Genomic DNA, 13,056 nt, shown 5'->3' with positions numbered 1-13,056 from the left:
CGTCGGCAAGCTGAGTTTCATAGCCGGTTCTCGCGTTTGGCACGCATGCGTTCGCGGCAAGCATTGCCGAACGCACGAAAGATCGCAGTGGAGAGGAGGTCGCTCGCATGCTTCCACTCCGGGTGCCACTGCACGCCCAGCGCGAAAGCGCGTGCACCGCTCACGCTCACCGCTTCGATCAGTCCGTCCGGCGCAGTGGCTTCGACCACGAGACACATACCCAACTGCTCGATACCCTGGTCATGCAACGAGTTCACGCGCACTTCGTTTGCACCGTCCGCGAGACGCTGCAACAAGCCACCATGCGTCAGCAAGACCGTGTGAGACGGCGCGTATTGCAGGTCGACGCGATCCTCCTTGTTCTCGCGATGGTCGCTAAAGCCCGCGACCGCATGAACGCTTTGATGCAACGTCCCGCCGAACACCACGTTCATTTCCTGCAAGCCACGGCATACGGCGAGCACGGGCACGCCCGCCGCAATCGCGGCGCGCATCAACGGGAGCGTCGTTGCATCGCGGGCTGCATCGTGCAGCGTGTCAGGCGCACAAGGCTTGCCGCCGTAACGGTGCGGCTCAAGATTCGAATAACTGCCGGTGAAAAACAGACCGTCGACAGTGGCCAGTACATCTTCCGTGGACTGACGCTCGCCCAGCGCAGGCAGCAGCAATGCGAGCGCCTGCGACCCGTCGACAATTGCCGCGATGTACTTCTCACCAACCACATGCGAAGGATGATGTCCTGTCGTCGTTCTATCGGCGGTAATGCCAATCAATGGTTTATTTCGCATAACGAATTGACGTGTGTATTCAACCGCGTGACCCAGCGGATGCGAAACGCAGCGTGCGCACCGTGAATGTCAGCGCGGCACCAGTCCTCAGCCGGACGCCATGCGTCAAGCCGCCGGAGTAGGGCAGGCGGTCGTCGTCAACGAAACGCGCCGCGCGTGACGATCAGGTTTGCCGTTCGATAAGGGCCGGTGCGCTGCACATCCGGGCCGACACGTGCGAAACACATGGACGGCATTGAGCACCGCACATGCGCAAACGCGCGGCTTGAGCAAACGCGCTCGCGCAGACGAACGAATCCAACGGCGAAAAAGAGGGAGGCGCTAGGGCAACAGCGAGGCGACTTCGTCCGTACGCACGGCAATGAAGGCGCGGGCGGAGATAGAGTTGTGACGTCGAACTGAACGACGCGAAAGGATTGTGAAGACGGACACGAAGCGGCGGAACGCAAGGCTGCCGCTGCTGCCGTCGGCGATGGCGCCGTCAGCGCGAGGACAACTCGCCTGGCTGCGGTTCCATTTCACCAAAGGGCCACGGACTCTCACGATTACACTCGACTGGCAACGTTGAAAGTATCGAACGGCCTGCTCATCCGCACGGGGCGTTTAAAGAAACAGGACGTTGGGATGATCGCCTTGAACCACTGTGAAGCGATTTCGCTGCGGCGCAAAACACCAGCGAGTGTCCTGCGATGTGCGAACGGCGACCGCCTATAAGTCAGGATATACGAGCCAATAACGCCGTCAAACCATTTCTGAAAAAACGCGCTTGGTGCTTTCCCGAGGCGGTCCGCAAATTCGTCGCTGAAAAGAAGGACTATTGCGTATTGGGTATTTCGCATCATTCACGCTTTGCTGCCGCGAAGTGGAATTGGAAAAGCGTGGGAGAGGTGGTGTCGACATCGAATCGGTGTGGAACGTGGTGAGATCCACCACGTCGCTCAGCGAAGCGCCTGCAGCCTCGAGTACTTTCTTCAGGTTCTCGAACGCTTGAACTGTCTGCGCTTCGCGACCTTCGACGAGTTGCATCTTCTCATCGCGACCCACCTGTCCGGACACGTATATGGTGTTCCCGATCTTGACCGCGGGGGCGTAGCGGATTCTTTCGTACACCGCCTCCATTCCGGCGGGCACAACGGCTTTGCGTTCCTTCATTACTGCGTCTCCAGACTGATTTGGCTCTAGCCGTTGTCGCCGCCGGCAACCGGCAACACGGCGCCCGTGATGTAGCCAGCTTCGTCGGATGCAAGAAAGAGAATCGGCGCCACCTGTTCTTCAAGCGTTCCATAGCGCTTGAAGAAGGTGGACTCGGCCACCTGCTTGACGGCTTCGCTCATCCAGGTTTGCTCCGCTTCGTTATCTCCGGCTTCGTTGCGAGGCACGCGTCGCGGAGGCGCCTCTGTCCCACCAGGGGCGGCAGCGACCACGCGGATGTTGCATTCGCCGTATTCCATCGCGAGCGACTGGGTGAGGGCATTGACGCCGCCCTTGGCAGCCGAGTAGGGCACGCGGCGAATACCTCGCGTGGCATTCGATGAGACGTTGACGATCGTTCCATGGCCTTGCGAAAGCATCTGAGGCAAAACAGCGTGGCACGCGTAGAGGGTCGGCATCAGGGAACGGCGGATTTCAGCATCAATCTGAGCCGGTTCGAACTCCGCGAAAGGCCGCATGCGAATCGCGCCGCCGACGCCATTCACAAGGATGTCGATCCGGCAAAACTTTTGCGCGGCAAAAGCCATTGCCGAAGCCGCACCTTCATACGTCTCGAGGTCGGCGACGAAGCCGGCTGTCTCGGCACCGATCGCCTCGGCGGCGACATCGTGGACAAACTCAGCGCGGTCCACCAACAGTACTTGCGCACCCTCCGATGCTGCACGCAGAGCAACGCCGCGCCCGATTCCCTGCGCCGCTCCCGTGACGACCATTACCTTGCCTTCGAACCGTTGCGCGTTCATGCGTCCACCGGGGCAGCGTTAGGGGTAAATTTTTCGTAGTGAAAGCTGGCTGGCTCTACGCCGTTTTCGTCGAAGTATTGGCGTACGGCGTCCACCATCGGCGGCGGGCCGCACAGGTACACGTCGACATCTCCGTCGTTCAAACATTCTGCGGGCATGTGCTGTGTCACCCAGCCCTTGCGCGGGTGCGCGGATTCGGTTGCGGCCACAACGGTGCTGAACGTGAAATTCGGAAGCCTCAACGTGTATGCCTGAATGTCTTCGACCAGAACCAGGTCGAGGTCTCGCGTCACACCGTAGATGAGGTGCACCTTCTGCTGGGAGTTCGCGCGGGCCAACACTTCCAGCATCGACAGGAATGGGGCCAGCCCAGTACCTCCCGCGAGGAACAACAAGGGCCGTTCGACTGCACGCAAATAGAAGGTGCCCATCGGTCCAGTCAACTGAACCTTGTTGCCCGGCTGGGCCGATTCGAGCCATGTGCTCATGACGCCGCCGGAAATCTTCTTGATCAAAAAGCAGATTTTCGATTCGCCGGGCAACGAGGAGAACGAGTAGGAGCGATGTTGGCCGCTGCCGGGTACATCGATGTTGACGTACTGACCGGCAAGGAACACGGGAGGAGTGCCGTCAACATTCATCTCTAGCACCACGGCCGCGTCGTTGTGCTTTTCGACCTTTGTGACCGTCGCGGTGAACTTGCTCTGCTCAGTCTTGCAGGCCGTCGATGACGCGGGGACGGCAATGACACAATCGCTTTCCGGAACCATCTGACATGTGAGGACGAGACCGCTCTGCTTCTCGTCGTCGGTCAACGCGTCTTCTATATAGTCGTCGCCCAGATCGTAGCGGCCACTCTCCGCCCGGCATTTGCAGGTACCGCATACGCCGTCGGAACAGTCCATCGGCAAGTTGATTCTGGCGCGAAAGGCGGCATCGAGAACTTTCTCGCCGGCCTTGCATTCGACGAAGCGGGTTACTCCGTCTTCGAAGTTCAGTGCAATGTTGTAGCTGGACATGTTGTCTCCTACTTCCTTGTCTCTATTCGACCGGTCGCATCAAACGTGATAGACGTCGAGTACCTGTCGGATATAGTCGTTCTTCAGTGCAATCTTCTTGCTGGCAATCAGCAGACGGTCGTCGACCTTGCGCAAGGTGACGTACATCGTGCCGAAGAACTGGTCGGTAATCCTGTAGCGATGAATGAGCGTGTTGAAGTTGTACCGAAGGTCCACCTCGCCATCACGTTCAGCCAGCACTTCCACATTGGTCACGTTGTGGCTCGTGCGCGGTTCCGGCATCGAAGCGCCGCTTCGTTCGGTCTTGATGCGGAACACGCGGTCTTCGAGCCCACCGCGATCCGGGTAGTACATCAACGAAATCTGCGTCTGCGGGTCTTCCGTCAGACTGTCATCGTCGTCCCACGCCGGCATCCAGTAAGTGACGTCCTCGGTATAGCAGGCAAGCCACTCGTCCCATTGACGGTCATCCAGGAAACGGGCTTCCTGATAGAGCGCGCGACATAATTTTTGATAGTCGAAGCTCATACCGTCGCCTCCGCCTGTTCTTTTCGCAACGCTTCGCGCATGACCTGCAGCCAATACTCGTGCTGAACGACAAAGAGGCCCTCGTCTTCGCTCCGCTCTCCGGAGATGAGCGGATTCAAGCCCATGCTTTTGGCGTTTTCGTCGGGTCCGTGAATCCACAGCGGAGCACCGCGCGAGAGGTCGTTCCACATCGTCGTTGAACCGGCGTAACCGGACTGGCACGCGCGAAATTCTTCGAGGTCGTCGCTGGTCCCCATGCCAGATACGTTGAAGAAATCTTCGTATTGGCGAATGCGGGTCGCGCGGTCTTCGGCACTCTCGCCCTTGGGGGCGAAACAGAAGATGCTGACTTCGGTCCGGTCTACGCTAATCGGACGAACCACACGAATCTGCGTGCTGAACTGATCCATCAGAAAGACATTGGGATAAAGGCACAGATTGCGAGTCTGGTTGATGACGAATTTGCCCTTGTCTTCGCCCACACGCGCCGTGATTTCGTCGCGGTGCCGATAAACCGGTCTCACTTCCGGGTTCATGGTGTTGGTCCACAGCAGGATATGACCGTGCTCGAATCCGTACACGCCGGCAATCGACTTGCTCCAGCTGTTCGCATCCACTGCCTTGGTGCCTTCTTCCTTGCGCCGGCCCATCGTCGCGGCATAGTTCCAGTGGACGGTGCTGACGTGATAGCCGTCGCAACCGTTTTCCATCTGCATCTTCCAGTTGCCGTCGTAGATATACGAGGAGTTTCCGCGCAACACCTCAAGGCCGTCCGGTGCTTGCGCAACGATCTGGTCGATGATGACCTTCGTCTCGCCGAGGTAATCCTCAAGCGGCATCACGTCGGCATTGAGACTGCCAAACAGAAAGCCGCGATAGCTCTCGAAGCGCGCAACCTTCTTCAGGTCGTGAGAACCTTGCTTGTTGAATTGCATCGGATATTCGGTGGTCTTCTCATCCTTCACTTTCAGAAGCTTCCCCGCATTCGAGAAAGTCCAACCGTGAAAAGGGCAGGTGAAACTGCTCTTGTTGCCGTGCTTGCGGCGACACAGCATTGCACCTTTGTGCGCGCAAGCATTGATGACCGCGTGCAATTCGCCGGCCTTGTCACGGGTAATGACGATCGGCTGACGACCAATCGACGTGGTGTAGTAGTCGTTGTTATCAGGAATCTGGCTTTCGTGTGCGAGATAAACCCAGTTGCTCTCGAAGATGTGCTTCATCTCGAGTTCGTACAAATCGGCGTTGGTGAAGATGTCACGGCGGCAGCGGAAAACACCGTTTTCTTTGTCGTCTTGCACTGCATTACTCAGCAGGTCTTCCAGCTTCAACGCCTTGTCGATAATTGCAGACATGTTTGCTCTCCCTATGCGGGCTCCATGGCGGAGCCCTTGCATCGGTTCAGTGATTTATGCGGAGAATCAGGCAGCGAGTCGGTCAGAAAGCCGCCGTGTCGAGCGGTTAGACCGCAGCTGACGCCCTTGGGCGATTGACCAACTGAGTGTCCTTACCCTGGATCAATGGGCTCAGCGCAATGTCGAACTGGATCTCTTTGTACGCATCCGCCTTCAGACCCAAGGCAATGCCGCCGGTCTTCTCGACCACGTGAGGTACGAGTTCTTCGCGGGTCGCATAGGCGAAGTCGTCCCAGATCAGCGGGTCGCCTTCGATGTTGATTTGCGTCGTCAGCTTGCGTGTTTTATCGCTGGTGACGAAGAAGTGCACATGCGCCGGACGATTACCGTGTCGAGCAAGCATGTTCAGCAGTTGCTGGGTCGCACCCTGCGGCGGGCAGCCGTAGCCAACCGGCATGAGCGTGCGGAATTCGTATTTACCGTCGGCACCGGTTCGCACTGCGCCGCGAAGGTTGAACTCGCTTTGTGCACCGGTCGGGTCGAAGTGCGAATAGAAGCCCTTCGAGTTGGCATGCCAGCACTCGACCACCGCGCCCGCCACGGGCTTGCGATCGGGTCCGGTCACGGTGCCATGAATGATGAGCGGGCCAGCGTCTGCGTCGGGATTGATATCGATTTTCGACACACCGTCGCGAACCGGCGCGCCGGCGACATACAACGGTCCTTCAATGGTTCGCGGCGTGCCTCCATGAATGTCTGCCTCGAGGTCCTGCGCATCCATGCGAATGTCGAGATACTTTTCCAGCCCAAGACCTGCAGCCAGAAGCGCCGCTTCGCCGTCTTGTCCGAGCTTATTGAAGTAGGTCACGCCCGCCCAGATTTCATCGGGGGTCATGTCGAGGTCGTCGATAGCCTTGAACAGGTCGCTCAACAGGCGATGGGTGATCTCCTTGGCGCGGGCATTGCCGTCCTCGCGACCGAGGTTGGCGGCGGCCGCAAGAAGGCTCTGCACTTCGTTCGTTTCAAACACTTTGGCGTTCATTGTCTGCTCCTGACTCTCTATTTTTCGATGGGGTTAACCCTTGTTTCTGCGCAGATTAAGTATGCTCAGAAGGTATAATCGGGTTGTGAAACTCGGTATGCATGCAGGATAGTTGAGGCCAAACCGACCGGTCCAACACCGATTTAGTATCGGGCTATATCTGAGAGGTATTAAATGGAGCTACGACACCTCCGGTACTTCGTGGCGGTTGCCGAGGAGCGGAACTTCACGCGTGCCGCGCAACGGCTTCACATCGCCCAGCCCCCGCTCAGTCGGCAGATACAGCAACTGGAAGAGACGTTGGGCGTGCAACTCTTCGAAAGAAACTCGCGCCCGCTGAAACTGACGGAGACGGGCAAGTTCTTTTACGGCCACGCGGTGCAATTGCTGGCACAGACTTCAGAACTCGAATCGATGACGCGCAGAGTCGGCAACATCGAGCGCAGCATGTCCGTCGGCTTTGTCGCATCGACGCTCTACGGGTTGCTGCCAAAAATAATCCGCCGCTTTCGCGACGAAAACCCGACCGTCGAACTCAGCCTTCACGAAATGTCGACTACCGACCAGATCAGGGCGCTCAAAGACGGCCGCATCGACATCGGCTTTGGCCGCATCCGGCTAGAAGATCCGAACATAAGGCGAGTGGTTCTGCGAGAAGAGAAGATGATTGTCGCGTTCCCTCTCGGCCACCCGCTTTCGATTTCCAGGCCTGTGTCGGCCTTGCGCGACCTCGTAAACGAAACGCTCATCATCTACCCGAAAACGCCCCGTCCGAGCTACGCGGACCAGGTCCTCGCTGCTTTTGAGGATCGTGGGTTAAAGCCGCGAAAGATCTATGAAGTCCGCGAAATACAGATTGCGTTGGGGCTAGTCGCCGCAGGCGAGGGGATTTCCATTGTCCCGAGCAGCGTCTATGGTTTGAAGCGCGACGACGTGAGCTACAAGGAACTGGACGACCCGACTCTGGTGTCGCCAATCATCATGAGTGTGCGTGCGATGGACGAGTCGCGCGATATAAGCGAGATGCTCGATCTGATTTATCGGCTGTACGAGGAAGAGCAGGTGGCATCCGTCGCCCGCACGGACGGGGGTCGGTAAGCCTGTCATACCTCGCGGGTATGGCACTAGACGTCGATGGTCTTGGACAGGGGAAGATTGCGCGAGCAATACTTCTGCAACCTATCCATCTCGTCATCCCAGGTATGAATCCCCAAATCACCTCTGTCGAAGCGATTCTGGTTGACCTTCCAACCATTCGCGCGCATCAGCTCTCCATGGCGACGATGCAGCAACAAACCATGGTCATCATCCGCCTTCGCGCAAGCGACGACATCGAGGGCATAGGGGAGGCGACGACTATCGGCGGTCTCTCTTACGGCGAAGAAAGTCCCGAAGGCATCAAACTGACCATCGACACATATCTGGCGCCAGTGTTGGTGGGACAAGACGCGACCAACATCAACGACGTCATGCTCAAGCTGAACAAGGCGGCCCGCGGCAACCGGTTCGCCAAGTCCGGCATTGAAACGGCGCTGCTGGACGCACAGGGAAAACGTCTTGGTGTGCCGCTGTCGGCGCTGCTCGGCGGATCTGTTCGCAAGACGCTTCCGGTGCTCTGGACGCTCGCGAGCGGCGACACCTATCGCGACATCGAAGAAGCCGAAATGCTTCTTGCCGAACGTCGGCACGATACGTTCAAGCTGAAGATTGGACGGCGTAGCGTTCGCGACGACGTAGCGCACGTGTCCAAAATCAAGGCAGCCCTCGGGGACCGCGCAAGAATCACCGTGGACGTGAATCAGGCATGGAACGAAATCGATGCCGCACTGGGAATTGCCGCGCTGGAAGCGGCCGGCATCGACCTCATCGAGCAACCCACGCCACGCGAGCAACGTGGAGCGCTTGCCCGCCTCGCTGCTCGCTTCATCGTGCCGATCATGGCGGACGAGGGCGTCACGGGTCCCGAAGACGCTCTCGATCTTGTACGTGGCTCGTGCGCCGACGTTTTCGCGCTGAAGATTGCGAAGTCCGGCGGTATCTACGCGATGATGCGGACCGCTGCCGTCGCCGACGCCGCCGGCGTGGCGCTATACGGCGGCACCATGCTCGAAGGCAGCATCGGCTCGATTGCTTCCGCGCACGGATTCAGTGCACTTCCGCAATTGTCATGGGGTACTGAGCTTTTTGGGCCACTCCTGCTAAAGGATGACGTGGTGACGGCTCGCCCCCAGTATCGCGACTTCGACTTGCATCTTCCTGAAGGGCCGGGGCTCGGACTTCAGATCGATGAAGAAAAGCTCGCTTTTTACCGCCGTGATAAACAGGCCTGAGCACACCGGGCCATTCCACATTCGTTATGACGCAATCGCCAGCAATGGAGAAGGGCGTCGCGCAAGGAGGAGAACATGCTGTATCTCGCAAGAATGGATGTACACCTGCCGCAAGATATGCCGGTCGTTCAGGCCAATGAGATTAAGGCCCGTGAAAAGGAATATTCGCAAGAATTACAGCGGCAGGGGAAATGGCAGCAATTGCACCGGGTCGTCGGTCAGTATGCGAACTACAGTATCTTCGACGTCGACTCGCACGACGAGCTACACGAGATTCTTTCTGGCCTACCGCTATTTCCGTACATGTCGATCGAGGTGACAGCGCTTGCACGTCACCCTTCGTCGATACGATAGAAGCCCGGACCGATAGGTCCAGGCAGTGCCGCCAGCCCTACAGCTTGAAAAAGCGGACGGTGGAGTTGAGTTCGTGGCCCTGCGACTTGAGCGAATCCGAAGCTGCGGCTATTTCCTCGACAAGTGCGGCATTCTGCTGGGTCGATTGGTCCATCAAGGCGACGGCCTGATTCACTTCGTCGATCGCACGGCTCTGTTCGCGAGCCGACGTGGCAATCTCGCCCGTGATCGTCGCGACATGCGAAATGGCGGTGGCCAACTCGGCAATGGTCTTTCCGGCGAGGTTGACCTGTTCGGCACCTGCCTCGACATTCACGACCGATGACTCCAGCAGTCCCTTGATCTCTTTGGCTGCGGTCGTTGAGCGTTGGGCAAGGTTGCGAACTTCGGCGGCGACGACGGCAAAGCCGCGTCCGCTTTCGCCCGCACGGGCGGACTCAACCGCTGCGTTCAAAGCGAGGATGTTCGTCTGGAATGCGATGCCTTCTATCATGCCGACGATCCCTACAATCTTGCTGGATTGCTCGACCGCGGCGTTCATCGTGTTCGCGGCCTTCAAAACCGCTTCATTCCCGCGATGCGCTGTCTCTACTGCGCCGCTCGCCACGCTATTGGCGCTCTTCGCCTGTTCGGCCGTGCCGCGTACCGTTCCGGCAAGCTCCTCCATGCTCGCAGCCGTCTGCTGCAGCGAAGCCGCCTGCTGCTCAGTCCGCGATGACAGGTCCAGATTGCCTGACGATACTTCACCCGCCGCAAGTTCGAGATGGCCGCTGCTGCTCACGACCTTCTGCATGACGCCGTGGAGCTTCGCGACAAACGCATTGAACTGGCGCGCGAGAAGTCCGACTTCATCTTCGCTATCGAGCGGCAGCCGCCGGGTCAGGTCACCGTCGCCGGCGGCGATCTCATGCATCGAACTGGCGAGGCTGCGGATCGGACCGGTCATCTTCCGCCCGAGCAGGATCGTCATACCAAGTCCTGCGGCCAGCACGAGAAGACCCGTCGCGATCAGCGTCAAAGTCAGCTTGTTCGCGGCCGCCATCATTTCCGGCCCTGGCACCAGGGCGAAGTATTTCCAGCCGTTCTTCGGCGACGTATAGACGAAGGATTCGTATGAAACGCCGTCCATCTGCACAGTGGTCAGCCCGTCGGACGACGCGGCCAGTTGCGCGTAGCCGCCGCCAAGGCTTTTCAGATCCTTGAACTCGTGTTCCTTGGCCCTGGGGTCGATCAGGATCTTTCCGTTGTTGTCCGCGACGAGCAGGTAGCCCGTCTTGCCGAACTTGATACCGCTGGTGAGGCGAGCGAAGTCAGCAAGCGAGATGTCGCCCTCGAGCACGCCGAGGATTTCTCCCTTGCTGTCTTTCACGACACGAGCAAACGAAATGATCGCACCGCCGGAGCCCGCTGCGCTCAGATAGGGAGCAGGGCGCACGACGCGATCGGGCGCCGTCAACGCTAACTGATACCACGGCCTCACGCGAGGATCGTAGTGATCGCCATTCATGCTCTCGATTGGCCACTGAACGTAGCCGCCCCAGCGCGTGCCGATATCGAGGTATCGCATGTTCGGGTGACTGTCGCCGAACTGCTTGAGCAGGGCGAAAATGGTTTTTTCAGTTTCGCCGTTAGCATCCGGCGTCATCTGTCCGCCGTGGCTCAGATAATCGGTGATGCTCTGGTCAGCCGCTCTTAGTTGCGTTGTCTGTACCAGGTAGCTGATGTTTTGCTCGACCTCGCGGAAATTGGTGTCGAGCGATTCATCGGCCTGAAGAATGCGCTCATGGCTGGATCGCTCGAACTGGTCGACAGCCTGCTGCCGCACATTCCGCGCGCCGACCGTGGTGAGAAGAAGAACCGCAACCGCGAGTGCAGCACCGGCCACAGCGCTGAACTTGAAGGCGATCGAACTCGTAAGCTTCACAAATGACCTCTGAGCAGTATCTGAACTTGAACCGTAATGTTTTGTTGAGCGCAACGGCCGCAGAGCGGGCCGTTATGATGGTTGTCGGCCTGGTTTCTGGGTGCTTGAGCGGAGTTGGTGCCAAACTTCGAAATATTTCTGCGGCATGGGCGCGTGTTGTGTTGGCGTTGGGGATTGTTTGTGTTGAGGGGGGCCGTGGGCTCGGGCGCTCTCAGGAACAATTTTCTCACCGCAGTTGGCGCACAAAATTGTTCCTTTAGGCAGTATGTCAGTCGAGGGCCGCCGTAGCAGGCCTGACTTCGCCACCGGAGATGCACCAGCGGGCAAAGCCGCCGTTACGCCACTTCTGCCAGTATCCCGCTGACCTCGGCCAGCGCTTGCCGTCGTAGTTCGCCGAGATCGACATTCGCCACGGCATCGTCCTTCACCACGCAGCGCCCCGCCGAGAATAGTGCCGCGACCGTCGGCCGTCCGCCCGACGCAACCGGTCCGATCGCTGGATCGTGCAGACCGAAGTAGCGGGGATCGTCGAGCCGGTACACGGCGATATCGGCGGAGTAGCCCGGCGCAATTCGCCCGACGCCTTCGAGACCGAGCACGCGCGCGCCACCCGCCGTCCCCCAGTGCACGACTTCTTCCACCGAAGCAGCGTCGGCGCCGCCTTCGAACGTGCCGCCCCGATAGACAGGTTGCGCCGCCATGCCGCGCCGCGCGCGCTGCGCGAGCCACGCCATGTGGACCTCGGAGATCATGTCGGCGGCTTCGTTGGACGCCGCGCCATCGACGCCGATCGACACTCGCACGCCCGCGTCCGCCATCTGGCGCACCGGCGCGATGCCGCTGCCGAGCCGCCCGTTCGATTGCGGACAATGCGCGACCCCGGTCCCAGTCTCGGCGAGCAGCGCGATCTCGTGTGCATCGAGCTTGACGAGATGCGCGAACCAGACGTCGTCGCCGAGCCAGTCGTATTCGCCGCAGAACTCGACCGGCGTCGCGCCATGCATCGCCTTCGCGCTGTCCTGATAGCCAACCGTTTCCGACAGGTGACTGTGCATCCTCAAGCCGAGCCTGCGCGCGACGCTGGCCGTCTCGCTCATCTCGTGCGGCGAAATCGAATAGAGCACGGTGGTCGGCGCCATCGCGACACGACGCATTGCGCGCGGTGAGGCATCGTGATAAGTCGACGCCAGCCGCTCGATATCGGCGAGATAGGCATCGAGCGACTCGGGCCGAAGCGCGGTCGGCAACTCGGCTTCGAGCTGGCGCGTGCGCGTCGCGCCGCCGCGCAGCAGCACGAAGCGCAGGCCGAGCTTGTCCGCTTCGTCGAAGAGGATCGCCGAACTGTCGAACGGCATACCCGGGTAGTACAGGTAGTTGTGATCCGCGACCGTCGTGCATCCCGAGCGCATCAGTTCGATCAGCCCGATGCGGGCAGCGAGGCGGAAGCGCTTCTCATCGAAGAGTACGCGAAAGCGATACGGCGTCGCGGCGAGCCACGGCGTGAGGGAGGCGTTGAGTCCCGCAGGATCGCCCTTGAGCAGCGACTGGAAAAGATGATGATGCGTGTTGACCCACGCCGGATAGACCACGCAATCGGAGGCATCGACGATCGTCTCGCCCTCGCGCGGCGCGAGCCTGCCAATCGCTGCGATCGTCTCGCCTTCGATGCGGATGTCCGGTCCGTCCACGCGCGCGGGTTCTTCGGCGCTGCCGTTGCCGCCGGTCATGATGGCCGCTGCATTGCGAATCAGTATGCTCATA

General features: G+C 59.4%; 13 protein-coding genes. 3 read left to right on the top strand and 10 right to left on the bottom strand.

Annotated elements, in window-relative coordinates:
* Window positions 1-17: 17 nt before the first annotated feature.
* The 8 genes from J2W46_RS31275 to catA all read right to left on the bottom strand — a co-directional run bounded on the left by J2W46_RS31275 (window position 18) and on the right by catA (window position 6,687).
* Complete coding sequence (locus tag J2W46_RS31275) at window positions 18-788, bottom strand: gamma-glutamyl-gamma-aminobutyrate hydrolase family protein (protein WP_310359293.1); 771 nt, start codon at window positions 786-788, stop codon at window positions 18-20.
* A gap of 321 nt (window positions 789-1,109) precedes the next feature.
* Window positions 1,110-1,331 carry a hypothetical protein gene (locus tag J2W46_RS31270; protein ID WP_370687565.1) on the bottom strand — a complete coding sequence of 74 codons (222 nt, stop codon included), beginning with the start codon at window positions 1,329-1,331 and terminating at the stop codon, window positions 1,110-1,112.
* Between the two features lie 198 nt (window positions 1,332-1,529).
* Window positions 1,530-1,940, bottom strand: a complete 411-nt coding sequence (locus J2W46_RS31265; RefSeq protein WP_310359292.1) for a Rid family hydrolase — start codon at window positions 1,938-1,940, stop codon at window positions 1,530-1,532.
* Window positions 1,941-1,966: 26 nt separating this feature from the next.
* Window positions 1,967-2,743, bottom strand: a complete 777-nt coding sequence (benD, locus tag J2W46_RS31260) for a benzoate diol dehydrogenase BenD (protein WP_310359290.1) — start codon at window positions 2,741-2,743, stop codon at window positions 1,967-1,969.
* On the bottom strand, window positions 2,740-3,762 hold the full coding sequence (gene benC / locus J2W46_RS31255; protein WP_310359288.1) for a benzoate 1,2-dioxygenase electron transfer component BenC: 1,023 nt from the start codon (window positions 3,760-3,762) through the stop codon (window positions 2,740-2,742). Before benC ends, benD begins: the two co-directional genes overlap by 4 nt.
* Window positions 3,763-3,801: 39 nt before the next feature.
* On the bottom strand, window positions 3,802-4,290 hold the full coding sequence (benB, locus tag J2W46_RS31250; RefSeq protein WP_310359286.1) for a benzoate 1,2-dioxygenase small subunit: 489 nt from the start codon (window positions 4,288-4,290) through the stop codon (window positions 3,802-3,804).
* A complete protein-coding gene (locus J2W46_RS31245) occupies window positions 4,287-5,645 on the bottom strand; it encodes a Rieske 2Fe-2S domain-containing protein (RefSeq protein WP_310359285.1) in 1,359 nt (452 codons plus the stop codon). Before J2W46_RS31245 ends, benB begins: the two co-directional genes overlap by 4 nt.
* 106 nt (window positions 5,646-5,751) lie before the next feature.
* Window positions 5,752-6,687, bottom strand: coding sequence for a catechol 1,2-dioxygenase (catA, locus tag J2W46_RS31240; RefSeq protein WP_310359283.1), 936 nt, complete (start codon window positions 6,685-6,687; stop codon window positions 5,752-5,754).
* Between the two features lie 174 nt (window positions 6,688-6,861).
* Between catA and J2W46_RS31235 the strand changes: the two genes are divergently transcribed.
* The 3 genes from J2W46_RS31235 (at window position 6,862) to catC (ending at window position 9,371) form a co-directional block, all read left to right on the top strand.
* Window positions 6,862-7,785 carry a LysR family transcriptional regulator gene (locus J2W46_RS31235; protein ID WP_310359281.1) on the top strand — a complete coding sequence of 308 codons (924 nt, stop codon included), beginning with the start codon at window positions 6,862-6,864 and terminating at the stop codon, window positions 7,783-7,785.
* Between the two features lie 104 nt (window positions 7,786-7,889).
* Window positions 7,890-9,017, top strand: a complete 1,128-nt coding sequence (locus J2W46_RS31230) for a muconate/chloromuconate family cycloisomerase (RefSeq protein ID WP_310359345.1) — start codon at window positions 7,890-7,892, stop codon at window positions 9,015-9,017.
* Window positions 9,018-9,092: 75 nt separating this feature from the next.
* Entirely contained in the window at window positions 9,093-9,371 is a 279-nt protein-coding gene (gene catC, locus J2W46_RS31225) for a muconolactone Delta-isomerase (RefSeq protein ID WP_087754610.1), read from the top strand.
* Between the two features lie 37 nt (window positions 9,372-9,408).
* On the opposite strand, the gene J2W46_RS31220 is transcribed toward catC, so the two are convergent.
* Both J2W46_RS31220 and J2W46_RS31215 read right to left on the bottom strand, forming a co-directional pair.
* On the bottom strand, window positions 9,409-11,295 hold the full coding sequence (locus tag J2W46_RS31220) for a methyl-accepting chemotaxis protein (RefSeq protein WP_131319469.1): 1,887 nt from the start codon (window positions 11,293-11,295) through the stop codon (window positions 9,409-9,411).
* A 335-nt stretch (window positions 11,296-11,630) separates the two neighbouring features.
* Complete coding sequence (locus J2W46_RS31215) at window positions 11,631-13,055, bottom strand: amidohydrolase family protein (RefSeq protein ID WP_310359279.1); 1,425 nt, start codon at window positions 13,053-13,055, stop codon at window positions 11,631-11,633.
* Between the last annotated feature and the right edge of the window lies 1 nt (window position 13,056).

The organism is Paraburkholderia strydomiana, assembly GCF_031456815.1.
GTDB classification, from domain to species: domain Bacteria; phylum Pseudomonadota; class Gammaproteobacteria; order Burkholderiales; family Burkholderiaceae; genus Paraburkholderia; species Paraburkholderia caledonica.
This window is presented reverse-complemented; position numbering and strand designations above follow the sequence as displayed.